The 24,627-nt window shown below is 57.8% G+C and carries 21 protein-coding genes; 18 read left to right on the top strand and 3 right to left on the bottom strand.

From position 1 onward, the window contains the following. Both ACQZ5M_RS09905 and ACQZ5M_RS09900 read left to right on the top strand, forming a co-directional pair. A complete protein-coding gene (locus tag ACQZ5M_RS09905) occupies positions 1–930 on the top strand; it encodes an electron transfer flavoprotein subunit alpha/FixB family protein (RefSeq protein ID WP_296099400.1) in 930 nt (309 codons plus the stop codon). A 164-nt stretch (positions 931–1,094) separates the two neighbouring features. Continuing rightward, positions 1,095–1,976 carry a 3-hydroxybutyryl-CoA dehydrogenase gene (locus ACQZ5M_RS09900; protein ID WP_296017721.1) on the top strand — a complete coding sequence of 294 codons (882 nt, stop codon included), beginning with the start codon at positions 1,095–1,097 and terminating at the stop codon, positions 1,974–1,976. On the opposite strand, the gene tlpA is transcribed toward ACQZ5M_RS09900, so the two are convergent. After that, complete coding sequence (tlpA, locus tag ACQZ5M_RS09895; RefSeq protein ID WP_449079627.1) at positions 1,977–2,645, bottom strand: thiol:disulfide interchange protein TlpA; 669 nt, start codon at positions 2,643–2,645, stop codon at positions 1,977–1,979. Between the two features lie 22 nt (positions 2,646–2,667). On the opposite strand from tlpA, the gene argH reads away from it, so the two are divergent. The 6 genes from argH to ACQZ5M_RS09865 all read left to right on the top strand — a co-directional run bounded on the left by argH (position 2,668) and on the right by ACQZ5M_RS09865 (position 10,643). Beyond that, on the top strand, positions 2,668–4,068 hold the full coding sequence (argH, locus tag ACQZ5M_RS09890; protein WP_296099394.1) for an argininosuccinate lyase: 1,401 nt from the start codon (positions 2,668–2,670) through the stop codon (positions 4,066–4,068). Positions 4,069–4,175: 107 nt separating this feature from the next. After that, positions 4,176–4,370, top strand: coding sequence for an LPS translocon maturation chaperone LptM (lptM, locus tag ACQZ5M_RS09885; protein WP_449079626.1), 195 nt, complete (start codon positions 4,176–4,178; stop codon positions 4,368–4,370). 12 nt (positions 4,371–4,382) lie between these two features. After that, on the top strand, positions 4,383–5,651 hold the full coding sequence (lysA, locus tag ACQZ5M_RS09880) for a diaminopimelate decarboxylase (protein ID WP_449079625.1): 1,269 nt from the start codon (positions 4,383–4,385) through the stop codon (positions 5,649–5,651). Positions 5,652–5,826: 175 nt separating this feature from the next. Next, on the top strand, positions 5,827–8,514 hold the full coding sequence (locus ACQZ5M_RS09875) for a TIGR02302 family protein (protein WP_449079624.1): 2,688 nt from the start codon (positions 5,827–5,829) through the stop codon (positions 8,512–8,514). Positions 8,515–8,667: 153 nt separating this feature from the next. Next, positions 8,668–9,837, top strand: coding sequence for a zinc-dependent alcohol dehydrogenase (locus tag ACQZ5M_RS09870; RefSeq protein WP_449079623.1), 1,170 nt, complete (start codon positions 8,668–8,670; stop codon positions 9,835–9,837). Between the two features lie 11 nt (positions 9,838–9,848). Next, on the top strand, positions 9,849–10,643 hold the full coding sequence (locus ACQZ5M_RS09865; protein WP_449079622.1) for an SDR family NAD(P)-dependent oxidoreductase: 795 nt from the start codon (positions 9,849–9,851) through the stop codon (positions 10,641–10,643). 18 nt (positions 10,644–10,661) lie between these two features. Here ACQZ5M_RS09865 and ACQZ5M_RS09860 read toward each other — a convergent pair whose 3' ends face one another. After that, complete coding sequence (locus ACQZ5M_RS09860; RefSeq protein WP_296080202.1) at positions 10,662–11,678, bottom strand: substrate-binding domain-containing protein; 1,017 nt, start codon at positions 11,676–11,678, stop codon at positions 10,662–10,664. A 258-nt stretch (positions 11,679–11,936) separates the two neighbouring features. Between ACQZ5M_RS09860 and ACQZ5M_RS09855 the strand changes: the two genes are divergently transcribed. From ACQZ5M_RS09855 to ACQZ5M_RS09815, 9 genes are all read left to right on the top strand, one after another. After that, positions 11,937–13,205, top strand: a complete 1,269-nt coding sequence (locus ACQZ5M_RS09855) for an ABC transporter substrate-binding protein (RefSeq protein ID WP_449079621.1) — start codon at positions 11,937–11,939, stop codon at positions 13,203–13,205. Between the two features lie 63 nt (positions 13,206–13,268). Continuing rightward, positions 13,269–14,237 (top strand): carbohydrate ABC transporter permease, encoded by a 969-nt coding sequence (locus tag ACQZ5M_RS09850; RefSeq protein WP_449079620.1) that lies wholly within the window; start codon positions 13,269–13,271, stop codon positions 14,235–14,237. Beyond that, a complete protein-coding gene (locus ACQZ5M_RS09845) occupies positions 14,234–15,067 on the top strand; it encodes a carbohydrate ABC transporter permease (RefSeq protein ID WP_296103235.1) in 834 nt (277 codons plus the stop codon). The genes ACQZ5M_RS09850 and ACQZ5M_RS09845 overlap by 4 nt, the downstream gene beginning before the upstream one ends. Positions 15,068–15,077: 10 nt before the next feature. Continuing rightward, positions 15,078–16,106: an ABC transporter ATP-binding protein gene (locus tag ACQZ5M_RS09840; RefSeq protein ID WP_449079619.1), complete on the top strand. Its 1,029-nt coding sequence runs from the start codon at positions 15,078–15,080 to the stop codon at positions 16,104–16,106. 56 nt (positions 16,107–16,162) lie between these two features. After that, positions 16,163–16,948, top strand: a complete 786-nt coding sequence (locus ACQZ5M_RS09835; RefSeq protein ID WP_449079618.1) for a ThuA domain-containing protein — start codon at positions 16,163–16,165, stop codon at positions 16,946–16,948. A gap of 6 nt (positions 16,949–16,954) precedes the next feature. Continuing rightward, entirely contained in the window at positions 16,955–17,998 is a 1,044-nt protein-coding gene (locus ACQZ5M_RS09830; protein WP_296017749.1) for a Gfo/Idh/MocA family protein, read from the top strand. Positions 17,999–18,266: 268 nt separating this feature from the next. After that, positions 18,267–20,432, top strand: coding sequence for a GumC family protein (locus tag ACQZ5M_RS09825; protein ID WP_449079617.1), 2,166 nt, complete (start codon positions 18,267–18,269; stop codon positions 20,430–20,432). 31 nt (positions 20,433–20,463) lie between these two features. Beyond that, positions 20,464–21,738, top strand: coding sequence for a lipopolysaccharide biosynthesis protein (locus tag ACQZ5M_RS09820; RefSeq protein ID WP_449079616.1), 1,275 nt, complete (start codon positions 20,464–20,466; stop codon positions 21,736–21,738). Positions 21,739–21,780: 42 nt separating this feature from the next. Continuing rightward, on the top strand, positions 21,781–22,698 hold the full coding sequence (locus tag ACQZ5M_RS09815) for an ATP-grasp fold amidoligase family protein (RefSeq protein WP_449079615.1): 918 nt from the start codon (positions 21,781–21,783) through the stop codon (positions 22,696–22,698). 54 nt (positions 22,699–22,752) lie between these two features. On the opposite strand, the gene ubiG is transcribed toward ACQZ5M_RS09815, so the two are convergent. Then, entirely contained in the window at positions 22,753–23,499 is a 747-nt protein-coding gene (ubiG, locus tag ACQZ5M_RS09810; protein ID WP_449079614.1) for a bifunctional 2-polyprenyl-6-hydroxyphenol methylase/3-demethylubiquinol 3-O-methyltransferase UbiG, read from the bottom strand. A 214-nt stretch (positions 23,500–23,713) separates the two neighbouring features. Between ubiG and ACQZ5M_RS09805 the strand changes: the two genes are divergently transcribed. Next, positions 23,714–24,496: an SH3 domain-containing protein gene (locus ACQZ5M_RS09805; RefSeq protein WP_449079613.1), complete on the top strand. Its 783-nt coding sequence runs from the start codon at positions 23,714–23,716 to the stop codon at positions 24,494–24,496. Positions 24,497–24,627: the final 131 nt, after the last annotated feature.

Genomic DNA, 24,627 nt, shown 5'->3' with positions numbered 1-24,627 from the left:
ATGGCCATTCTTCTTCTGGCAGAACACGACAATGCAACCCTTTCCGACCAGACGGCTAAGACGCTGACGGCGGCAACGCAAATTGGCGGCGATGTGCATGTGCTGGTTGCCGGCTCAGGCGCCAAGGCTGCAGCCGATGAAGCTGCGAAGCTTTCCGGCGTTTCCAAGGTACTGCTTGCCGACGATGCATCCTATGCCAACCAGTTGGCCGAGCCTCTGGCTGCTCTGATCGTTTCGCTGGCCGCGTCCTATGATGTGATCATCGCCCCGGCGACGGCTTCGGCCAAAAACGTGCTGCCCCGCGTGGCCGCTCTTCTTGATGTGGCGCAGATTTCCGAAATCACGGACGTCGTGTCCGCCGATACTTTCAAGCGTCCGATCTATGCCGGTAACGCCATTCAGACGGTTCAGGCGACCGACGCCAAGAAGGTCATCACCGTCCGGACCGCGTCCTTTGCTCCGGCTCAGGCTGGTGGTTCTGCCTCCGTCGAATCCGTCTCGGCTGCCGAGAACCCTGGCGTTTCCTCCTTCGTTTCGGACGCGCTTGCTTCGTCCGACCGTCCGGAATTGACGTCTGCCAAGATCATCATCTCGGGCGGTCGCGCGCTCGGTTCTTCGGAGAAGTTCAAGGAAGTCATCCTGCCGGTTGCCGACAAGCTCGGTGCTGCCGTCGGCGCATCGCGCGCTGCCGTCGATGCCGGTTACGCGCCGAACGACTGGCAGGTTGGCCAGACGGGCAAGGTGGTTGCTCCGCAGCTTTACATCGCCTGCGGCATCTCCGGTGCCATTCAGCATCTGGCGGGTATGAAAGACTCCAAGGTCATCGTCGCCATCAATAAGGACGAAGAGGCACCAATCTTCCAGGTGGCCGATTACGGTCTGGTCGCAGACCTCTTCGAAGCTCTGCCAGAGCTTGAAAAAGCAATCTAATCACCGCAATGATAGCAAGCGGCGCGTTTTTACCGACGCGCCGCTTTCGTTTTGTGGCAATATGCGCAACAACGAAGATCTGAAGCGCCACCGGGTCCGGTTCAAGAGCCAAGACGCGCTTCGAAGTGACCAGTGCTGAGACGAATTCAACAGGAGAGATACGCATGACAGGCCCAATCAAGAATATCGGTGTTATCGGAGCCGGTCAGATGGGCTGTGGCATTGCGCATGTCTCTGCTCTCGCGGGTTACAAGGTCCATATCTACGACGTCTCCAAGGACAGGATCGAAGCAGGGCTGGCCACCATCAATGGCAATCTGGCGCGTCAGGTCTCCAACGGCAAACTGGAGGACGATACGCGCAAATCGGCGCTCGGCCTGATCGGCGGCTCCTCCGATCTTAACGATCTGGCTGCGATGGATCTCGTCATCGAGGCTGCCACAGAAAATGAAGAGGTAAAGCGCAAGATTTACGCGCAGGTCTGCCCTGTCCTGAAGCCCGAAGCCTTGCTCGCCACCAATACCTCGTCTTTATCGATCACCCGCCTCGCATCTGCGACCGACCGCCCCGAACAGTTCATGGGCATTCACTTCATGAACCCGGTGCCGGTGATGAAGCTGGTCGAACTTGTGCGTGGCATTGCGACCGGCGAGAAGACTTTCGAGACTGCCAAGGACTATGTCCGCTCGCTGGATAAGGCGATTACGGTTGCGGAAGATTTTCCAGCCTTCATCGTCAACCGCATTCTTCTGCCGATGATCAACGAGGCGATCTATACGCTCTATGAAGGCGTTGGCACGGTCGAGGCCATCGATACGGCCATGAAGCTCGGCGCCAACCACCCGATGGGTCCATTGCAATTGGCAGACTTTATCGGTCTTGATACCTGCCTTTCAATCATGCAGGTGCTGCATGATGGTCTGGCCGACAGCAAGTATCGTCCCTGTCCGTTGCTGGTCAAATATGTCGAGGCAGGCTGGCTTGGCCGTAAATCCGGCCGAGGTTTCTACGACTACCGCGGCGAGACACCGGTTCCGACACGTTGATCAAGGCTGCGTAACTGCCGTCACGAGCGCTTTGGCGTCGGGGCTGTCCCAGGCAGCAGGGCCGTTCATCGACGCCAGCAGACAGCCGTCATCATCCAGAAGCAGCGTTGCCGGCAGGCCGAAGGCGAGACCTTCTTTCTTCAGCACGTTGAACACGCCCATGGAACTATCGCGATAAAGTTTGAGCGAATCGATTTTGTATTCGCTCATGAAGGCCTTCGGCTTTTCATCTTCGCCCGTGTCGATATTGATCGTCACTACTTCGAACTTATCGCTACCCTTTTCTTTTTCCAGCGCGTTCAGTGCCGGCATTTCCTCCCGGCACGGCACGCACCATGTGGCCCAGAGGTTCAGCAGAATTGCTTTGCCTTTGAGATCCGCTTGCGTCATCGCCGTGCCTTCGGGAGACTTGAACGAGAGCGGGATCACGCGCGGCTTGTCGGTCGGCGCCATGGCCGCAAGTTGGCCTTTCAGCAGCGGTTCTGTGGATGCGATGCGCTTGCCGGCACCCTCACATAAAGCCGCGTCCACCACCGCTGCCCCTTGAACCTCAGCTTCAGACCCAATATGCCTGAACAACACCACTCCCCCGCCGCTGACGATGCCGGCGATGGCGGCAATTGCAACAAGTCTGGCGGAAGGAAGTCTGAAAGGTCTTTTTTCTGTCATCGAATACTCCAGGGCATGCACAATGGCTGACGGCGCAGAACAGAAATCCTCCAACCAGATGTGGGGCGGACGCTTTGCTTCCGGTCCCTCAGCCATCATGGAAGAGATAAATGCCTCCATTGGCTTCGACAAGAAGCTTTACGCCCAGGATATCCGTGGCTCCATCGCCCACGCCACCATGCTCGCTGCAAAAGGCATTATTTCGGCTGAAGATAAAGACAAGATCATCGAGGGCCTGAACACGATCCTGTCAGAAATCGAGGCGGGCGCGTTCGAGTTTTCGCGCAAGCTCGAAGATATCCACATGAATATCGAGGCGCGGCTGGCCACTCTGATCGGTCCGGCTGCCGGTCGCCTGCATACGGCGCGCTCGCGCAACGATCAGGTGGCGCTCGATTTCCGCCTCTGGGTCAAGGAAGAGCTTCAGAAAACCGAAGCCATGTTGAGCGCGCTGATCGCAGCCTTCCTCGACCGCGCCGAACAACATTCCGATACGGTCATGCCGGGCTTCACCCATCTGCAGACGGCCCAGCCCGTTACGTTTGGTCATCACTGCATGGCCTATGTCGAAATGTTTGGGCGCGACCGCGCCCGCGTTCGCCACGCCATCGAGCACTTGGATGAAAGCCCGATCGGGGCTGCGGCGCTGGCTGGAACTGGTTACCCTATCGACCGCCATATGACGGCCAATGCCCTCGGCTTCCGCGAGCCGACGCGCAACTCCATCGATACGGTGTCGGATCGCGATTTTGCGCTCGAGTTTCTCTCCATCGCCTCCATTTGCGCGACGCATCTGTCGCGTCTGGCGGAAGAAATCGTCATCTGGTCCACACCGCAATTCGGCTTCATCCGCCTGTCGGATGCCTTCTCTACCGGCTCTTCTATCATGCCACAGAAGAAGAACCCGGATGCTGCCGAACTGGTGCGCGCCAAGACCGGTCGCATCAATGGTTCGCTGGTCGCGCTGCTGACGGTGATGAAGGGCCTGCCGCTCGCCTATTCCAAGGATATGCAGGAAGACAAGGAACAGGTTTTCGATGCGGCGGAGAGCCTGGAACTGGCGATTGCCGCCATGACCGGCATGATCCGCGATCTGGAGGTGAGGGCTGATCGTATGCGTGCCGCTGCCGGATCCGGTTATTCGACCGCGACGGATCTGGCCGACTGGCTGGTGCGCGAAGCGGGCTTGCCGTTCCGTGATGCGCACCACGTGACCGGACATGCCGTGGCGCTTGCGGAAAAGAAGGGTTGCGATTTGGCCGACCTTTCGCTTGAGGAATTGCAGGCGATCAATTCTGCGATCACCGCCAGCGTCTTCGACGTGCTGTCGGTCGAAGCGTCGGTCGCAAGCCGCACGAGTTTTGGCGGCACGGCGCCGTCCGAGGTCCGCAAGCAGATTGCCTGGTGGCGTGGTCGCAACTGATCGGTCGACCGATCAATCCAGCGTTACACCACCATCACAAGAAACAGGGTGCACAAGCGCCCTGTTTTTCGTTATCAGAGATGCAAAGAATTCCTTTGGACGGGTCCATGCTCTTTAAAACCTCTCGCAGTTTCATCACTCCGGTCAGCGTGGCGCTCGCCGCCGGCCTTGCTCTCTCCAGCTGCGGCCGCAAAGGCGATCTTGATGCGCCAAGCACGCCAGTCGAGCAGCGCAACCAGCGCTCGGACAAGAAGGTGGAAACGACGCCGGAACGTCCCTTCGTTCTCGATAAGCTTCTATAACGGAATACGGCCGTGAACCATTTTCATTACATCGACGGCGTGCTGCACGCCGAAAACGTTGCTGTGCCTGAAATTGCCAAGGCTGTCGGGACGCCCTTCTACATCTATTCGACAGCGACGCTTGAGCGCCACTACAAGGTTTTCTCTGAGGCCTTCAGCGATGTAGATGCAATGGTCTGCTACGCGATGAAGGCCAACTCCAACCAGGCGGTGCTGAAAACGCTGGCCAAGCTTGGTGCGGGTATCGATGTGGTGTCCGGTGGTGAACTGCGCCGCGCGCTGGCCGCTGGTATCCCTGCAAGCCGCATCATGTTTTCCGGCGTCGGCAAGACGCCGGCGGAAATGGATCTGGCGCTTGAGGTAGGGATCTACTGCTTCAACGTAGAATCGGAGCCGGAACTCGAAATCCTCAATCTGCGAGCGGTGAAGGCTGGCAAGAAGGCACATGTCTCCTTCCGCATCAATCCGGATGTGGATGCCAAGACGCATGCCAAGATTTCGACCGGCAAGAAGGAAAACAAGTTCGGCATTTCATATCAGCGGGCGCGGGAGGTTTATGCTCATGCCGCAACGCTGCCCGGTATCGATGTCAGCGGCATCGACATGCATATCGGCAGCCAGATCACCGATTTGCAGCCTTTCGAAGATGCGTTCCGACTTTTGCGCGAGCTGGTGGAATCCTTGCGCGGCGACGGTCATACGATCAGCCATGTGGATATTGGTGGCGGTCTTGGCATTCCCTACAAGGATGACAACAATCCACCGCCTTTGCCGGATGCATATGCGCATATCGTCAAGAACGAATTGAAGAGCCTCAATTGCAAGATCGTCACCGAACCTGGTCGGCTGATCGTCGGCAATGCCGGTATTCTCGTGACCGAAGTTCTTTATGTGAAGGATGGCGGCGAGAAGGATTTCGTCATCGTCGATGCGGCCATGAACGATCTCATTCGACCCACACTTTATGAAGCCTATCACGGCCTTCGTCCGGTGGTTCAGCCGGCGGCCGATGCGCCGCGCATCAAGGCGGACGTGGTGGGACCGGTCTGTGAGACCGGTGATTATCTGGCACTCGATCGCGAGATGGCGCTACCTCAGCCGGGTGATCTCATCGCGGTCAGTTCGGCGGGCGCATATGGCGCTGTTCAGGCCGGAACGTATAACTCCCGTCTTCTGGTGCCGGAAGTCTTGGTCAAGGACCATCAGTTCCATGTCGTTCGTCCTCGCAGCACCTATGAAGAACTGATCGCGCTCGACTCCTTACCCGCCTGGCTGGACTGATTGGCGTCATCACGATTAGGCGAACTGAGCTAAAAAAAGAGGGCAAGCCGTGGCTTGCCCTCGTCTTCGCCACAAACGATGTTATCCTGCGCGCTGTTGCACTGAGGGATTTCGTGGCTGCGGCGTTGGCGAGATCGGCGGCGGAATCGTGTGGCCAGACCGGGAGAACGGATTGATGACCACCAGGCAGGGCGAAAGAGGCGCTTTCGATAAAAGACCCGAGCTCGCACGACGCGTGGCAGCGAAGCGGTTCTTTGCGAAAGCCGTTCTGTTTGTCGAGCGCCTCGCTCCGCAGACGGTTCTGCCGCTCTCCATCGCCGCACTCTTCCTGTCTTTTGGCTGGTTCGGGCTTTTCCGACAGATGCCCGACCTTTTGCGCTGGGCCGTCGTTTTTCTTCTCGTCTTTTCGTTCCTCACATCATTGCTCCCGATAGCGCGATTGCGCTGGCCATCGAAGGACGAGGCGTCCCGCCTGCTTGAAGAGCGTAACGGCCTCGCGCACCAGCCTGTCGGCGTGCAGGAAGACGAACCCGCTTTCGACACCCCGATCGCGCGCGCCTTATGGCGAGAACACCAGACGCGTATGGCCGAGCGGATTGCCGCGCTCGATGCCGGCTTTCCTCGACCGGATATTGCTGGACACGACCGAATGGCGTTGCGCGCCGTTCCGGCGCTTCTTTTGGTGGCGGCTTTTGGCTTCTCCTATTCGAACGGTGCGGGCAGCGTTGCCGATGCGTTTCGCAACCGCCCTGCCTCCGGTCCGTTGAACCCAGATATCCGTCTTGATGCTTGGGTCACGCCGCCATCCTATACCGGTCGTGCGCCGATCTTTCTGACCAGTCAGAATGCCGATCGCGATGAGGCAGTCTCGGTTCCGCAATCTTCCAAGCTGACAATCCGCATGACGGGCGGCGCTGGCCAGGAAGAGGTGACGTTCGAGCCGGACGAGGCTGGCGAGTTGCAAAAGCTCGCGCCCGAAGGGACGGAAGAAAAGAAGACCGCCGCTGAAGCTACAGCACCGCCGCCAAGCCCAGACAATCCCGCTGCCGTTGCGCCGCGGACTTTCACTATGGAGTTCAAGGAAAGCGGGACGATCGAGGCTAATGGCCAGTCCTGGTTCTTCAACATCATCCCGGACAAGCCGCCAGTCATCGCTTTCGATAATCTTCCTCGCCGTGCGGCCAATGGCGCGCTTGAGATCGGCTTTACCGCCAAGGATGATTATGGCCTGCGCGAGGCCCATGCCGTCATCGAGCCTCTTGAGGTTCAGGCAGATGCAAAACCGCTTTATCCGGCCCCGGAGTACAAGCTCGATCTTCCGCGCCAGAACCCGCGCGACATGAAGGGCGTCACGAGCCGCAATCTCACCGAACACCCTATGGCTGGCAAGCGCGTGCGCATTACGCTGGTTGCAACGGACGGCGCCGGGCAGACCGGCAAGAGTCCGCCGCAGGAAATGATCCTTCCCGGTCGCAATTTCTCCGAACCCCTGGCAGCCTCTGTCGCCGAACAGCGGCAGATATTTTCGCTCGATACAAGGCAGATGCCGAGGGCGATCGCCTATAATGAGGCGGTCAGTTTGCGTCCGGAAGAGACCATCCCCAACAAGACGCACTATCTCCTGCTGCAATCCGCGCAGGCGCGCATGAAGCTCGCCTATAATGAGGAGATGCTGAAGAATACGGCGGATTATCTCTGGGAAATCGCACTTGGCATTGAAGATGGCGATCTGTCGCAGGCGGAAAAGCGCTTGCGGGACGCGCAGGATGCATTGTCGCAGGCGCTGGAGCGCAAGGCGCCGGATGAAGAGATCGCCAAGCTGATGCAAGAGCTTCGCGACGCGATGAACGAGTTCATGAAGGAGCTCGCACAGCGCATGCAGAACGCGCCTCAGGGCAATATGAACCAGCAGGCGCAGAACGTGCTGCGCCAACGCGATTTGGAGAATATGATGAACCAGATCGAGAACCTGGCCCGCTCCGGCAACCGTGACGCAGCGAAGGAAATGCTGTCGCAAATGCAACGCATGATGAACAACCTGCAGGCAGGCAGACCGCAGCGCGGCCAGCAGGGTCAGCAGCAAGAAAACAGCCAGTTGCGCCAGCAGATCGACAAGCTTGGCGAGATCATGCAGCAGCAGCAAAAGCTGATGGACGAAACCTTCAAGCTCGATCAGGCACTGCGCGACCGCATGCAACGCGGCGATCCTCAAGAGGGCGAAGAGGGTGGCGAACAGCAGATGGGCGAGAATGGCCAGCCGCCGCAAGACCAGCAAGGCCAGAATGGGCAGCAGCAGAATGGGCAGCAGCAGAATGGGCAAGGGCAAAACCCCGACCAGATGACTGCCCAGCAGCTTCGCGAGGCGTTGAAGAACCTGCGCCAGCAGCAGGACGGGCTTGGTAAGCAGCTTGGCGAGCTTCAAAAGGGCTTGCGCGATCTCGGCATGGAGCCTGGCCAGAACTTCGGTAAGGCAGAGCAGGAAATGAAGGGTGCTGGTGAGGCGCTGGGACAGAGCCGCGGCGAACAGGCAGTCGAAGGTCAGGGCAATGCGCTGAATGCGCTGCGTCAGGGCGCGCAGGACATGATGGGTCAGATCATGCAGGCCATGCGCCAGCAGGGCCAGCAGCCTGGTCAGGGTCAGCAGGGCATGATGGGGCAGGGCGACCAGAATGGTCGCGATCCACTAGGCCGTCCGCGTGCAAATTCTGGTCCGGATTTCGGCGACTCGCAGGTTCGCGTGCCGGATGAAATCGATGTGCAGCGCGCGCGTGAAATCCTCGAAGCGATCCGCGAGAAGCTCGGCAACAATCCACCTGCCGATGTGGAGCGACGCTATCTGGAGCGCCTGCTCGACATCCAGTAACCGTCCATGGGTTTTTAGCAGGATGGTTGCGGGTTCGCCTTGATGAGATTGTCTCATCGGGCGACGTAATGGCTGCGCGATTTCCATCGTCCGGAACATTCTCAAACAGGTCAAGTTTGAAGGGTAACCCCAAGCGAACCGGAGGAGAATGTTATGAAGGCGCTAACTTGGCATGGAAAACACGATATTCGCTGCGAAACCGTGCCTGATCCCGTGATCGAGGATGATCGCGATGCCATCATCAAGGTGACCGCCTGCGCCATCTGCGGCTCCGACCTTCACCTCTATCATGGCTCCGTTCCGGACATGCATTCCGGCGACGTGATGGGCCATGAGGCCATGGGCGAGGTGGTCGAAGTAGGCAAGGGCAACAGCAAGCTGCAAGTCGGCGACCGCGTGGTCGTACCCTTCACCATCTCTTGCGGCCACTGCTTTTTCTGCAAGAGGGGCTTCTTTTCCGGTTGCGAGAACAGTAATCCCGACAAGGAAAAGGCGAAGAAAATGTGGGGAAATTCGCCCGCGGGTCTCTTTGGCTACACGCATATGCTCGGTGGCTATAGTGGCGGTCAGGCGGAATATCTGCGCGTGCCCTATGCCGATGTCGGGCCTATCAAGGTGCCGGAGGGATTGACCGACGAGCAGGTTCTGTTCCTCTCGGATATCTTCCCGACCGGCTACATGGCCGCTGAGTTCTGTAATATTCAGCCTGGCGAAACCGTCGCAATATGGGGCTGCGGACCGGTCGGTCAGATGGCGATCCGTTCCGCCTATATGCTGGGCGCTGAGCGTGTTATCGCCATCGACAGCGTGGCGGAACGGCTGGCGCTTGCTGCCGCCTCGGGCGCGTTGACGCTGAACTATCTCGAAACCGATATTTACGACGAGATCATGCAATTGACCGGCGGGCGTGGTGCGGATGCGTGCATCGACGCCGTCGGTACGGAGGCTGATCCGGCGGCCAGTTGGGATTCGCGCATCGACCGCATCAAGGTCGCAACGTTCATGGGCACCGACCGCCCGCATGTACTGCGCCAGGCTATCCATTGCTGCCGCAATTTCGGCACCGTCTCCATTGTCGGCGTCTATGGCGGATTTCTCGACAAGATCCCCATGGGGTCCGCCATCAATCGCGGGTTGACGCTTCGCATGGCGCAGACCCCCGTTCAGCGCTACCTGCCGATGTTGATGGATCGGGTATTGAAGGGTGAGATCGATCCATCCTTCGTCATTACTCATCGCGCCACGCTGGAAGAAGGCCCCGGCCTCTACGAAACATTCAAGAACAAGGACGACGGCTGCATCAAAGTTGTCATCAAGCCGTAAGGAGAAGCACTATGTCTGAGACGCAAAGGGAGAGGGGGCTTGCGCTCGTGACCGGTGCCTCCAGCGGCATCGGCTTCGAACTGGCAAAATGCGCAGCCGAAAGAGGTTCCGATCTCCTCGTGGTCGCTGACGACGAACGTATTTTGAGCGCAGTGAGTGCCTTTACCGTTCGGGGCGTTAAGGCCACACCCGTTATCGCCGACCTCGCAACGCCGGATGGGATTGAAAGCGTCGTGAAGGCCATCGCAACTCAGGGACGACCCGTAGATTTGCTGATGGCGAATGCAGGTCAGGGGCTCGGAGATGCTTTTCTCGACCAGGATCTTTTACGCGTCCAACGTGTCATCAACACCAATATCAGCGGTACGGTGGCGCTGGTGCATCACGTTGGCAATCTGATGCGCGGTAGTGGCTCCGGCAGGATACTGTTGACCGGCTCGATCGCCGGCTTCATGCTCGGCAGTTTCCAGGCGGTTTATAACGCCACCAAGGCCTTCATCAACAGCTTTGCTCTGGCACTACGGGATGAACTGAAAGACACGGGCGTCACTGTTACATGCCTGATGCCGGGGCCAACGGATACCGAATTCTTCGAGCGCGCCGGTATGCTGGACACGCTGGTTGGCCAAGGGAAAAAGGACGATCCCACTTTCGTTGCCGAAGTCGGTTTCGACGCCATGATGAAGGGCGATGGTGATGTCGTCAGCGGCTGGAAAAACAAGATTGTGGCGGCCGTCGCAAATGTGACGCCGGCTGGCGTGCTGGCAAAACACCATCGTCAGATGGCGGAGCCCCAAAAAACGTAATCAAGAATATCGGAAGGGTCATGCAAGAGAGCCGGTGGATTGGCGCAGAATCAACTCCACCGGCCATAGCTCTTGGCATTCCTGAACCGGCCTGCCCGATATGATTTGAAGCAGAAGTTCGGTCACGCGCATGCCGGCCATTCGCATGGATGAGCGCGTGGTGGAAAGCGGCGGCATCAGACTTTCCGGCGTCAGGTAGGGGAAGACGTCGTCATGGGCAATCACGGAGACATCCTTGCCGATGGAAAGGCCCATTTGTGTGGCGGCGCGATAGACCCCTTGTGCCGTCATCATCGCGCCTGCGACGAAAGCGGTCGGGCGGGATGGTTGCTCTAGAAGCGCACGCGCGAATCGGAAGGCTGTTTCCTCGCTGAAATGCTCGTTCATCATCAGTTTGGGGTCGGGGGTCAGGCCGTACTCCGTGAGAGCGTCTCGGAAACCCTGTTCTCGGTCGTTGACGAATGTCCTTCCCTTCGGTCCGTTGATCAAGGCAATGCGCCGGTGGCCGCGCTCCAGAAAATGCATGGTGGGGCGGTATGTCACATCGCGATTGTCGATATCGAGCCAGGCATGCGGAAGAGAGATGTTTGACCGGCCATGCACGATAAAGGGGACGCCCAACCGGTTGAGCAAGGCGATGCGTTCATCCGCAGGGCGAGGAGAATGGACGACGATGCCATCTACCTTGCCACTTGCCGCCAAGCGGTTGAAGATCGCCAGTTCCTCGTCCAGATTGTTGTCGATAGCCACGCTGACGAGAATGTCGGTTTCCTGTCCTTCCAGACGGGCTGCCATGCCGCCCATGAATTCCGAGAAAAAGTGTCCGCCGCCGCTGCGGCCCATGACAACACCAATAGCGCCTGCGCGACCTGTAACGAGCCTCACTGCGTTGGCATTGGGTCTATACCCAAGCCTGCGCGCAGCCTCCATCACCCGCTCGCGAGTTTCCTGACGAACCTCCGGATAGCCCCCAAGGGCACGGCTGACGGTCGTTGGAGAGAGGCCAACCTGTTCTGCAAAATCCTTGAGCTTCATGATGTCCGCCGTTTTCATCTGCATGCTAGCTCAATTGGAATTTTTCAAGCAACAAAAATCGAAACCGATTTAAAATTATACGATCGTCATGAGCCATTTAGATTCATAGGCTTCACGTTGGGCCGCGGGTTGTCGACGGAACGGCTCGATTAAATAGCAATTGGCGCCCTATTGACAGAAGAAATGGGAATTGTAAGCTTCCCAAAATTGAAAGCGTTTTCAATTTGTGGTCGTCAAAGTTTCAGAGGGAGGAGAATGATGACGAACTTTTCTAAGAGGGCTTTGTTCCTGTGTGGCAGTCTTTTGGCCTTTGCCGCGTCTGCGCAGGCTGCCGAAATCGCCATGGCCGCGAACTCAACCGGCAAGAACCTCAACTTCATTCGCGAGCGTCTGACCGAATTCGAAAAGCAGAGCGGCCACAAGGTGAAGCTTGTGACGATGCCGCCGTCGTCAAGCGAACAGTTTAGTCAGTACCGGCTGTGGCTCGCAGCTGGAAACACGGATGTGGATGTTTATCAGACCGATATCGTCTGGGCTCCGCAGCTTGCCGATCAGTTCGTTGATCTGACGGCTGCGGCGAAGGACGTCATCGCTCAGCACTTCCCGTCTGTGGTTGCTTCGCAGACAGTGGACGGCAAACTGGTTGCCATGCCGATGTACACCGACGCCCCGGCAATGTTCTATCGCAAGGATTTGCTCGACAAATACGGCAAGAAGCCACCGAAAACCTGGAATGAAATGGCGGAAACGGCCAAGGAAATTCAGGACAAGGAACGCGCCGCCGGACAGAAGGACATGTGGGGTTTCGTTTTTCAGGGTAGCGCCTATGAGGGCCTGACATGCAACGCCCTCGAATGGGTGGCATCCGCTGGCGGTGGGCATATCGTCGAGACCAACGGCGATATCAGCATCAACAATGAAAAGGCTGCCGCCGCACTTGAAATGGCCAAGAGCTGGATCGGCACTATCGCTCCGCAAGGTGCGCTCGCCTACAAGGAAGAGGAGGCCCGCGGCGTCTGGCAAACCGGCAATTCCGTGTTCATGCGCAACTGGCCTTATGCCTATGCTCTGGGCAATGGTGCAGATAGCGCCATCAAGGGCAAGTTCGGCGTCGTGCCGCTACCTGCGGGCGCAGAGGGTCAGGCACCTGCTTCGACCTTGGGTGGCTGGAACGTCGCTGTCTCCAAATATTCGAAGAGCCAGGACGCAGCCATCGAACTGGTGAAGTTCCTGACCTCTGCCGAGACGCAGAAGAAGCGTGCGGTGGAGCTTTCCAACATGCCCACCATCGCGGCACTCTACGACGATAAGGATGTGGCCGCCGCGCAGCCCTTCATGCCGCAATGGAAGCCCATCTTTGAAACGGCGGTACCGCGTCCGTCCGCAGCTACGAAGGTGAAATATAATGAGGTGTCGTCCAAGTTCTGGGGCGCTGTTCACAACACGCTTTCCGGCTCCGGTACGGCCGCAGAAAATCTCGAGCTGCTCGAAGTCGAACTGACCGATCTCAAGGGAAGTGGCTGGTAACACTTAAAACGCGAAGCGGTATCGCTTGCCGCTTCGCTTCCCGTCCAATCGGTGGAAACTCTCATGAAAACTCCTGTCCCTGATCGACCGGCGGCGACGGTCGGCTCCGACCTGCAATCGGAAAGGCTGCGCTCCGCATGGCTGTTCCTCGCCCCGACCTTCCTCGTGCTCGCCCTGGTCGCGGGCTGGCCTCTCGTCAGAACCGTCTGGTTCAGTCTGACGGACGCCTCTCTGACCAACCTCTCCGACGCGCAATTCGTTGGCCTGAAGAATTACATTTCCTGGATTACACTCAGCAGCGGTCGCACCGTTTATCGTGGCCTTTTGGCAGACCCTGTCTTCTGGGGTGCCGCCTGGAACACGGTGAAATTTACAATTCTCTCAGTGTCGCTGGAAACGGTTCTCGGTCTTATCGTCGCGTTGGTGCTGAATGCCGAATTCAAGGGCCGAGGCCTTGTCCGCGCCGCGATCCTCATTCCCTGGGCCATTCCCACCATCGTTTCGGCGCGCATGTGGTCGTGGATGCTGAACGACCAGTTCGGCATTCTGAACGACATGATGCTGAGCCTTGGCCTCATCAGCCAGAAGATCGCATGGACGGCTAATCCCGAGACGGCGATGACCGCCGTACTGATCGTTGATGTCTGGAAAACGACGCCCTTCATGGCGCTCCTCATCCTTGCCGGTCTGCAGATGGTGCCGAAGGATATGTATGAGGCGGCCAAGGTCGATGGCATCCACCCAATCAAGGTGTTTTGGCGTGTCACGCTGCCGATTATCCGCCCGGCCCTCATGGTCGCGGTCATTTTCCGCATGCTGGATGCGATGCGTGTCTTCGACCTGATCTACATCCTGACACCGAACAATGCGCAGACCCGGACGATGTCGGTTTTGGCACGTGAGAATCTCTTCGACTTCGACAAGTTTGCCTACGGTGCGGCGGTCTCGACGATGCTGTTTCTCATCATCGCGTCGATCACCATCGTCTATATGTGGCTTGGCCGCGTCAACACTGATGGAGGCGCAAGATGACGGCAACGACGGTTCTCAAAAACACCGCCTTCTACGCGCTCGTCGCCATTATCATCGTAGTGGCCGTGTTCCCCTTCTACTACGCCATCCTGACGAGCTTCAAATCTGGTACGGCGCTGTTTGAAATCAATTATCTGCCGAAGACTTTTTCAATCGGCAACTATGCCGACGTGCTGGCCAATGACAGCTTCCTGCGCAATCTAGGCAACTCTTTGCTGGTCGCGACCTGCGTCGTCGCGTTGTCTCTGCTTCTGGCCGTGACTGCCGCTTACGCTCTTGCCCGCGTTCGCTTCCGGGGTCGTGCTCTGCTGCTGCTGACGATCCTGTCAGTCTCTATGTTCCCGCAGATCGCGGTGCTGGCGGGTCTCTTCGAACTGATCCGTTGGGCAGGCCTTTTCAACACCCCCTTGGCGCTGATCTTCTCCTACATGATCTTCACGCTGCCCTTTACCGTCTGGGTGCTCACGACCTTCATGCGGGACCTGCCGGTTGAAATCGAGGAGGCTGCGATTGTCGACGGCGCTTCGCCTTGGGTCATCATCACGCAGGTTTTCTTGCCGCTGATGTGGCCGGCATTGGTCACGACGGGACTTCTCGCCTTCATCGCGGCCTGGAACGAGTTCCTGTTTGCGCTGACCTTCACCTCATCCAACGAGCAACGCACGGTTCCGGTAGCGATTGCGTTGCTCTCGGGAAGCTCCCAGTTTGAAATTCCCTGGGGAACGATCATGGCGGCTTCCGTCATCGTCACCGTCCCACTCGTCATCCTCGTTCTGATCTTCCAGCGACGCATCATTTCCGGCCTGACAGCCGGTGGCGTCAAAGGCTAGGAGAAATCTCATGACCAGCATTCAACTGCGAAACTTACGCAAATCCTTCGGCGCCTTCGACGTCATCAAGGGCATCGACATGGATATCCGTTCCGGCGAATTCATGGTCTTCGTCGGCCCATCCGGCTGCGGAAAATCCACGCTTCTGCGCCTGATCTGCGGCCTGGAGGAAATCACCGGGGGCGAGCTTTCCTTCGAGGGTGAGATCGTCAATCGCCTGACGCCGGCCAAGCGCGGTGTCGCCATGGTCTTCCAGTCCTACGCGCTTTATCCGCATATGACAGTTTTCGAAAACATGGCCTTCGGCATGAAACTCGCCGGTTCCAGCAAGGAAGAGAGGCGCAAGCGCGTGGAGGCAGCAGCTGAGATGCTGCAGCTAACCCCTTACCTGGAACGTCTGCCCAAGCAGCTTTCGGGCGGACAGCGCCAACGCGTGGCGATCGGACGCGCTATCGTTCGCGATCCGAAGGTCTTTCTCTTCGATGAGCCGCTTTCCAACCTCGATGCCGCCCTTCGCGTCGCCACCCGTCTTGAAATCGCCAAGCTCCACCGTAGCATGCATGACACGACGATGATTTACGTTACCCACGACCAGGTGGAGGCGATGACGCTTGCGGACAGAATTTGTGTGTTGCGGGACGGCCTTGTCGAGCAGATTGGCACGCCACTCGAGCTATATGAAGCCCCGGTCAACACCTTCGTCGCGGGCTTCATCGGCTCACCGAAGATGAATTTTATCGGCGGCCGTCTTGCAGAAAGCCATGGTGCGCATTCGATCGGCATTCGGCCAGAACATATCGTCGTTTCAGACGGTGCGGGTGGCTGGACGGGCGAGATCGTCCACTCCGAAATGCTTGGCTCCGATAGCTACATATACGTTGATATCGGCGCGGACGAGCCGCTCGTCGTTCGCGAGGAGGGGGTTTCCCACCGGGCGACGGGAGAGACGCTCAAGTTATCGCCCTTGCCGGAGCACATTCACCGTTTCGATCAGGCGGGCGTTTCGCTGAGACGCGCAGAAACACGCGGAGCCGCCTGATCAATTTCCGTTCACTGGCGTTAACAACCAGCGCTGGTTCATCAAGGAGTATATCTATGACCATCAACACCGTCGTGTGGGGTGAAAATATCCACGAACACATCAACGAGACCGTTCGTGCTGTTTACCCAAACGGCATGCATAACACGATCGCCGATGCCCTGAACAAGGACCCGGAGATCAACACAACGACCGCCACTCTGCAAGAGCCAGAACATGGTCTTTCGCAGGCGAGATTGGACCAGACCGACGTGCTGGTCTGGTGGGGCCACAAGGACCATGGCGCAGTTCAAGACGAAATCGTCGAGCGCGTGGCGAAGCGCGTCTGGGAAGGCATGGGCCTTATCGTTCTCCACTCAGGCCACTTCTCCAAACCGTTCAAGCGGCTGATGGGCACCCCATGCGCGTTGAAATGGCGCGAGGCCGGCGAACGTGAACGCATCTGGACCATCAATCCCCGCCATCCGATCGCGGCTGGTCTGCCGGAGCATTTCGAACTGGAAAACGAGGAAATGTACGGAGAGCAGTTCTCCGTTCCCGAACCATTGGAAACCGTGTTCATTTCCTGGTTCCAGGGTGGCGAGGTGTTTCGCTCAGGCCTGACCTGGCGCCGCGGTGCGGGCAATATCTTCTATTTCCGCCCAGGGCATGAAACATATCCCACCTACCATGACGACAACATTCAGAAGGTGATCAGCAATTCGGTCAAGTGGGCCTACAATCCAGTGGGAGCGCTCAAGAGCATTCACGATGCGCCGAACGTGCCCGTCGAAAAGGCGCTCGAGCCGATCGAGGAACGCGGCCCCAAACTGCACCAGGCTGGTGAAGCAGGTTACAGGTAATTCATTATGAAGCTACTTATTCTTGGAACCGGTGGTATGGCGAACACGCACGCCACCCACTTCTCTCAGATTTCGGGCGTGGAAACCGTTGCCGCTGTCGATGTCGACGAGGTGATCGTGCGCGCCTTTGCTGCACGCCACAACATACCGTTGACCTTCACCTCGCTGGATGATGCTCTGGCATGGGGTGAATTCGACGCTGTGGCCAATGTCACGCCGGATGCGATCCATCATCCGACCAGCCTCAAGTTGTTGGCTGCGGGAAAGCACGTCTTCTGCGAAAAGCCTTTGGCGGAAACCTATGGTAAAGCCGCGGAAATGGCAGATGCCGCCGAAAAGGCAGGCTTGGTTGCCATGGTGAACCTCACTTACCGCAACGTGGCACCGCTTCAGGAAGCGCGCAAGATGGTGCTGGAGGGCCGTATCGGCAAGCTGCGGCATCTGGAGGCTTCCTATCTCCAGAGCTGGCTAGTGTCGAAAGCCTGGGGCGACTGGATGACGGAGAGCAAATGGCTCTGGCGCCTTTCAACCAAACACGGCTCGAACGGCGTTCTTGGCGATGTTGGCATTCATATTCTCGATTTTGCATCTTACGGTGCGGGCAGCGATGTGGAGCGTATCTTCACGCGCCTAAAGACCTTCGACAAGTACGAAGGCAACCGGATCGACGTCTACGACCTGGACGCCAATGACAGTTTCACCATGACGGCGGAACTACAGAATGGCGCCATGGGGGTCATTCACGCCACCCGTTGGGCGACCGGCCATCTGAACGAGCTTCGCCTGCGCCTGCATGGCGACAAAGGTGCGCTTGAGGTCGTTCATACGCCCGAATATTCGACACTGCGCGGATGCCTTGGCGACGATATCGAAAAGGCGATCTGGCGCGATATCGAGCCGGAGCCGGTGCCGACGAATTATGAGAAATTCGCCAAAGCCGTGATGGAAGGCGGGGTCGCCGATCCTGATTTCCGCCACGCCGCCAACCTTCAGAAGGTTCTCGATCTCTCGATCGTCACCGATCGTGAACGACGCGAGATTGCCGTCTGAGGTTAAGAACTACGATGTCGATATTAAAGGTCGGGGAGCATCTAGCCCCTCGGCCTTTTTTGCTACTTCGTGTCAAAAGACCCGCAAAACGGTATGTTAACAGGTCCCGTTCTAAGGTGACGCAGAAAGTGTCCAGGTCTGGCCGTCCGTTATATTGAGGCGATCCTGTCCGAAACTTAGACCTTTCTTTACGTGGGTCATGGTGTGCCGATGTCTTCACCGGTTCCTCGTCTGCTTTATGTATTGAGTTATAGGCCGGTGAACTGACATGGCGATGAACCAGAATGTGATGGACGAAGCGAGTTATCGCGAACCCACGCATGGACCGGAGAACCTGTTGCGACTCTTCGCGCTTTTGTGGCGAAACATTCTTCTTATCATCCTCAGCGGGCTGCTGCTGGGCATGGTTGCATTCGGCATTTCACTGCTGATCCGCAATTACTACCAGGCGACCACACAAATCCTGCTCGACCCCGAAGGCTCGCGAATTCTGGAAAGCGAACTGTCCACCCAGCCGCGGGCGGTGGACTCGCATGTACTGAACCAGCAGTATCTGCTGACGTCCAATGAGCTTCTGGCCCGTGTGGTCGAGAAGGAGAATCTCGAGGATGATCCGGAGTTCGGCGCGTTCGGATCCGAATACACCGACAGCAGAAGTCGCACTCAGCTTGCCATCGATAGGCTGCGTAAGGCTCTGTCCGTGGCGATCGTCGGTAAAAGCTTCATCGTCAATGTAACGGTACGGTCGAACAGCCCGGAGCAGGCGGCGAAGATCGCAAATACCATTGCCGACACGTACCTCCAGCTCCGTTCCGAAATGAATACCGATACGCTGAAACGGACGGGGGGCAGCCTTTCGGCACAGCTCGAACAGCTTCGAAAAGCTGTGGAGGATGGAGACCGCGCCGTTCAGGCCTACCGGGCCACGCATAATCTTGCAAATGTTGCTGGTCGCCCTGACATCGAACAGCAGATCACCGATGCCAATGCCGAAATCGCCCGCCTATCCGGCACAATCGCCGAGAACGAGGCCCTGGTGTCCGAGCTGACGCAGGCGCGCAACGACAGGCAATATCTGCGATCCATTCCAGACACGTCTCTCACGCCCTCGATCATTTCTCTGAGGGCGCGCTATCAGCAAAGCCAGGAGGAGCAAGCCGTTCTTGCCACCTCGCTTGGCGCGCAGCATCCCGCGCTTCAGGCGGCGAGAGCCAGAACCCAGTCCCTGGCAACGATCCTTGACGATCAGCTTCGCAACTTCGCGACCACCACGTCGCGCAATCTGGATCGACTGAAAAATCAGTTGGCGCTTCTTCAGGCCAATCTCGACACTCTCAAGCGCAATCTCAATGGTGAAGAAGACACCATGGTTCAACTGCGCGAACTTCAACGCAAGCTCGACAGCGATCGCGCTGTCTATGAGTCCTTCCTGTTGCGCACCCGCCAGCTATCGGAGCAGCAAAGCGCACCCGCAGAAAATCCAAGGATCATTTCAGTTGCAGAGGCGCCGTTGCGCAAGGCCGGACCGCCGAGAGCCCTGATTGCGGCAGGTGCCGGACTGTTCGGTATGATTCTTGCGGCAGGCTTTCTGGTGCTGCGCGACCAATTCGGCGGGCGAAACGCAGTCGTGATCGCGCCAGGTCCGGCAAACGTCATCAACCGCTTTAAACGGTTGAAGGCTGCAAAAGCCGAAAAGGCCGTTGAAACGCTTGCCGAGCCGACCGGAGCGCCCAATGCCGGCACTGTCGAGGAGGCGAGTGCGCCCACCCAAGTGGAAGCGCCCGTCACGCCATCGGAGCCGGTGCGTAACCCTGTGCTTCGGAAGTCCGGCATCATCTCCGGCATTTATAGCCGCGCTCTTCTTGCACGAGACACGGACGATTATGCCGGGGTTGTGAAAGAACTTTGCGCTTCCGTTCCCCTTGCGAAGGGTTATGCGGTTCTGGTGGTTTCAACCGGTCTGAAAAACCGCGCCTCCAACGCTGCGTTCAATCTGGCCCATGCCGCCGCTCGGTTGGGACGGCGCGTCTTGCTGGCGGATGGCGCGAGCCGCGATCCTGCCTTGACCGCCATGTTGCTTGGCTATTCTCCATCCGTAAAAGACTATGCCGCCGAACCCCATGGTGGAGTGATTGCCGATTTCGAGGAGACGTCGCTTCTGAAATTTTTGCCGGCGGGCGCCGATCTTCAGGCACATCTATCCGGACATATGGTGAATGATGAGAATGAGGCTTTCGATCTGATCGTCGTGGATGGCGGGATTGCTAGCGCGCATGCAGCATCGAGTTCGATTGCAAGAATGATTGATGAAGTCGTTCTCCTTGAAAACGAAGAGGACGCAGGAAGCACTGTCCTGTCGCTCGTGGCTCTCGAAGAAGGCGGGCTGAAGCAGGCGCGTGTGGTTCGTCAGGACCATGCCGGCCTTCACTTTTGAGGCTGGTTTGGCACAGACTGGACACCTTGCGATGAAGCGCTTTCCATTCCTCGGCAAGAGCCTTAGGTCGATGGGTCTTAGCGTGCTTTTCAATACCGGGCTTCGTGGGTCGACGCTTGCCCTGCGTTTTGCCCTCTCATTTTATATCGTCAAATTCATGGGTTTGGAGGCGGCCGGCATTTACGGTCTGGCGCTTGGTGTTGTCACTACTGCGCCAGCCATTCTTGGGTGGGGTCTCAATTATTTTATTGCCCGCGATGTTAGCGGCAAGTCGAATGGCGTGACCGGCGCCTATATGAAAACGCGACTTGCGGTTACGGTCGCTTCGCTATCGATCATGACGCTGCTTTTGGTGGCCTTCGCCTTCCTCTTCGACTATCCAATCAAGCCGCTTTACCTACTCGTTCTCATCGTCGTGTGGTTGGAAACCATTTCCTGCGATATCCATATGCCCTTGATTTCCAAGGAAATGTCGAGCGCTGCCAATATTCTGTTTTTCTTGCGCACAACATCTTGGGTTCTGCCGGTCATTGGACTGGGTCTGCTGTTCTCTTCGTTTCGCAACATTGAGACGGTGTTCGCCGGATGGGCGCTGGGATATCTCGGCATGTTTGCCGGGCTTTTTTATTTTTTGCGGCACTGGCCGCTTGCGCGGATCGTCAGAACACCCATCCGCTACGATTGGATCAGGAGCCGCATGCGCCGCTCCTGGCTCATCCACATTAGCGATATGAGCAATGTCGGCCTGGTCTATGCGGACCGCTACATCGTGTCGCTGTTGCTGACCTTGTCCCTCACGGGCGTCTATACGTTCTATTGGTCGCTGGCGAATGCGTTGCAGACGTTGATTTCGACGGCGGTGTTACAAATCGCCATTCCCAAATTGTTCAAAGCCTATAGCGATGGTTCGATCAATGAGTGGCGTGGCACGATGATACGGCAGTTCGTCAAGACCGCGGTGGTCGGGCTCATTCTCGGGGCAGCGATCTTCATTGCGGGAAGCATCGTTGTACAGTTCATGAACATGCCCACACTTAGCGAGTACAGGGGCATTTTCGCCCTGCTGCTGCTGACGGCGGCGGTGCGTGCCTGTACGGATCTGATGGGCTTCGGATTAAGCAGCCTTAGAAAAGACGGCTCCTACGCCTTCGTCAACCTGTCGAGTGTGATCCTATCTGTCGGAATGAGTTTCCTTCTCATCGGCACATTCGGGTTCATGGGGGCGGGGCTCGCCGCGTTTGTGACCGCGCTGATAACGGCATCCATTTCGGGGATCATGCTCTGGCGGGCGTCCAGAATTGTTTAAAGCTATTGGAGTCAGCCGGTGGGCGGGCGAAAGAGGATGGGCATGGCAGTCGGTCAACCGCAGAAAAGTGTCATCGGAAAACTCTTGAAGGCGCTCTATCACGCCACGATCCGTTGCCTGCCTATCAAGCAGGCGACGCAGTTGCAGTATTTCCGTTATCATAAGCTCTGGCCCAACATCGATCATCCAAAGACGCTGAACGAACATCTGGTCGCCCGCAAAATCGCCTGGCGAGAACCGGCAGACGATCCCCGTCTGGTCCTCTTAAGCGACAAGATCGCGGTCAAAGCGCATGTGGCGAAACTGCTTGGCGAGGAATGGGTAACGCCGACGCTTTGGCGCGGCAAAAATCTCGATGATTGCCCGGCGCTGCCGTTTCCATACGTGATCAAGGTCAATCACGGATCGGATCGAAACATCTTCGTCTATGGGCCGCAGGATCTGATTGGCGCGAAGGAGAAATGTGACTCCTGGCTTCAGGGCCGCACCGCTTGGCGACTTGCGGAGGAATGGTACAACCACATCGATCCAGAAATCTTTATTGAGCCCTTTATCGGCGAAAATGGCGAAGCGCCGGTTGATTACAAGCTCTTTTGCTTCGAGGACGACATTCCCTGCATCCAAATCGATACAGCACGCTTCAGCGATCACCGGCGTTGCTTTTATGACGAGAATTGGACGAAGCTGCCATTCGGTCACTATTATCCGATCGAAGACAAGGAGCTGCCGCGTCCGCCGCACCTCGATGCCATTCTTGCCGCAGCCCGGACGCTTGCGCAAGGCTTCGAGTTCGTCCGTATCGACTTCTACGACAAGCCGACCGGGCCCGTCTTCGGTGAGATGACGTTCTGCCCAACCTCCGGATTCGGCGCGTTTCGCCCGCCATCGACCGATGCCTGGCTTGGCACCTTCTGGCGCGACACTCCAAAGGGCTGCCTTCGCACATCAGCGGACAGTTGATCGCAGCAGGATGTGGACGAACGGTCATGCGCCATCGCGCTGCCGTCTGAAGGCTTACATGGGGCGCTTTGCGAGCATCATATAATTCACATCCATGTCGGGAGAGAGGTTCCACCTGTCTTGCAAGACATTGTAGAACACGCCCGTGCGGTGAATAATCTCAAGCCCGTTCGCCTTCAAAGGCGCTTCCAGTTCCTCGGGTCGCACCAGCTTTTCATATTGATGTGTTCCGCGTGGCAGCCACCTCAACACATTTTCTGCTGCAAATATCGCAAGCGCGCGGGCCTTAAGCGTCCTGTTGATGGTTGCTGCGAACATCAACCCGCCGGGCCGGACCATTTGTGCGCAGGTCGTCAGGAAAAGATTCACGTCGGCCACGTGTTCGACCACTTCCATGTTGAGGATTACGTCGAATGTCTCGCCCGCAGCCTGCAACTGCTCGGCCGTAACGGCGCGGTAATCGACGCTTACGCCGCTCTCGCGTGCATGGGTGGACGCGATGCCTATGTTCTTTTCAGATGGATCGGCGCCGACGACATCTGCGCCCATGCGCGCCATTGGCTCCGAGAGGAGACCGCCGCCGCAACCGATATCCAGGAAACGCAGACCTTCGAGAGGGCGATGCGCTTTTGGGTCGCGACCGAAATTCTCGCAGACACGGTTTCGAATATATTCGAGCCTTACCGGGTTGAATTTATGGAGCGGGCGAAATTTGCCGGTAGGGCTCCACCATTCCGCGGCCATGGCGGAGAAACGATCCACTTCGCTCTGGTCGATCGTCGTTTTCGCGGTCTCGCTCATGGTCATCTCCTAAAATTCTATGATCCTGAAGTCGGATGCTTGAAAGGTGAAGTCAAGGGGCTGCCTGCTATGGAGCAATGGTTTTGCGCGGCCCATAGGCGCAAGGAACCGTTTTGCCGCCCTTTCGTTTCATGCTGCGTTCAGCAAGGCCGCGTATTTTTACAGCGCTGAGTGCCGAACACCGGTGGCCAGTCCTTTGCTTGAGGAGAAAAAAGTGAAGAAGAAATTATTAGGTGCAATTGCACTACTGGCGCTCGCTGCTGCGCCCGCGCTTGCGCAAGCGGCGACGCGCGGCTTTGCCACCGCAAACGTCAATATGCGATCCGGTCCAAGCACTGCCTATCCGGCGGTGGTGGTTATTCCAAACGGCGCGCCGTTGACGATCCACGGTTGCCTGTCCGACACGCCCTGGTGCGATGTGTCGTTCAGCTATGGACGCGGCTGGGTCGCCGGGCGCTATATCCAGGCCACCTATCGTCAGAACCGCGTTTACGTAGAACCGCGCTACTACCGTGATCTCGGCGTTCCGGTCATTACGTTCGAGGTTGGCCGTTACTGGGATCGCTACTACCGCGACCGCGACTTCTATCGCGAGCGTGACCGCTGGCGCCGCCCGCCGCCCTCCGGCGGTTATTGGAATGCACCTCCACCATGGGCCGACCGCGATCGCCCGCGCCCGCCACGCGAGGAGTGGCGTGATCGCCGTGGCCCTGGCCCTAACGACGGACGCTGGGAAGAGCGCTATGGTAACTGGGACCAGAACGACCGGGACCGCCGCGAGCGTGAGCAGCAACGCATAGAGCGAGACAGAGAGCGCGAGCGTGACCGCGACAGGGACCGTCCGCGCTGGGAGCGCGAGGGTGACCGTGACGGTCAACGCGATCGCAACTGGAATGATGGCGAGCGTCAACGGCGTTGGCAGGAGCAGGAGCGCGCTGTCGAGAGCAATGGCGAAATGTCCTGCCGCCCCGGCGACCGCAACTGCGAGGGACGTTAAAACTAAAAAGCCCGGCTCTAAGCCGCCCTCATACTGCTGACAAACCCCTGGCGTGAGCTGGGGGTTTATGAGTCATTGGGACATGTTAAAGAAACCTGCTCCTGAACAGACTGCTCTTGAGATGGTGACGC

It is taken from the genome of Rhizobium sp. 22-785-1, assembly GCF_053521965.1.
Note: the sequence above shows the minus strand (reverse complement) of the source record. Positions and strands in the feature narration are given on the sequence as shown.

Bases quoted from the DNA above. Each gene is read 5' to 3' on its own strand.
- ACQZ5M_RS09905 (WP_296099400.1), top strand. From the start codon at position 1: ATGGCCATTCTTCTTCTGGCAGAACACGACAATGCAACCCTTTCCGAC.
- ACQZ5M_RS09900 (WP_296017721.1), top strand. From the start codon at position 1,095: ATGACAGGCCCAATCAAGAATATCGGTGTTATCGGAGCCGGTCAGATG.
- tlpA (WP_449079627.1), bottom strand. From the start codon at position 2,645: ATGACAGAAAAAAGACCTTTCAGACTTCCTTCCGCCAGACTTGTTGCA.
- argH (WP_296099394.1), top strand. From the start codon at position 2,668: ATGGCTGACGGCGCAGAACAGAAATCCTCCAACCAGATGTGGGGCGGA.
- lptM (WP_449079626.1), top strand. From the start codon at position 4,176: ATGCTCTTTAAAACCTCTCGCAGTTTCATCACTCCGGTCAGCGTGGCG.
- ACQZ5M_RS09875 (WP_449079624.1), top strand. From the start codon at position 5,827: ATGACCACCAGGCAGGGCGAAAGAGGCGCTTTCGATAAAAGACCCGAG.
- ACQZ5M_RS09870 (WP_449079623.1), top strand. From the start codon at position 8,668: ATGAAGGCGCTAACTTGGCATGGAAAACACGATATTCGCTGCGAAACC.
- ACQZ5M_RS09865 (WP_449079622.1), top strand. From the start codon at position 9,849: ATGTCTGAGACGCAAAGGGAGAGGGGGCTTGCGCTCGTGACCGGTGCC.
- ACQZ5M_RS09860 (WP_296080202.1), bottom strand. From the start codon at position 11,678: ATGAAGCTCAAGGATTTTGCAGAACAGGTTGGCCTCTCTCCAACGACC.
- ACQZ5M_RS09855 (WP_449079621.1), top strand. From the start codon at position 11,937: ATGACGAACTTTTCTAAGAGGGCTTTGTTCCTGTGTGGCAGTCTTTTG.
- ACQZ5M_RS09850 (WP_449079620.1), top strand. From the start codon at position 13,269: ATGAAAACTCCTGTCCCTGATCGACCGGCGGCGACGGTCGGCTCCGAC.
- ACQZ5M_RS09845 (WP_296103235.1), top strand. From the start codon at position 14,234: ATGACGGCAACGACGGTTCTCAAAAACACCGCCTTCTACGCGCTCGTC.
- ACQZ5M_RS09840 (WP_449079619.1), top strand. From the start codon at position 15,078: ATGACCAGCATTCAACTGCGAAACTTACGCAAATCCTTCGGCGCCTTC.
- ACQZ5M_RS09835 (WP_449079618.1), top strand. From the start codon at position 16,163: ATGACCATCAACACCGTCGTGTGGGGTGAAAATATCCACGAACACATC.
- ACQZ5M_RS09830 (WP_296017749.1), top strand. From the start codon at position 16,955: ATGAAGCTACTTATTCTTGGAACCGGTGGTATGGCGAACACGCACGCC.
- ACQZ5M_RS09825 (WP_449079617.1), top strand. From the start codon at position 18,267: ATGGCGATGAACCAGAATGTGATGGACGAAGCGAGTTATCGCGAACCC.
- ACQZ5M_RS09820 (WP_449079616.1), top strand. From the start codon at position 20,464: ATGAAGCGCTTTCCATTCCTCGGCAAGAGCCTTAGGTCGATGGGTCTT.
- ACQZ5M_RS09815 (WP_449079615.1), top strand. From the start codon at position 21,781: ATGGCAGTCGGTCAACCGCAGAAAAGTGTCATCGGAAAACTCTTGAAG.
- ubiG (WP_449079614.1), bottom strand. From the start codon at position 23,499: ATGAGCGAGACCGCGAAAACGACGATCGACCAGAGCGAAGTGGATCGT.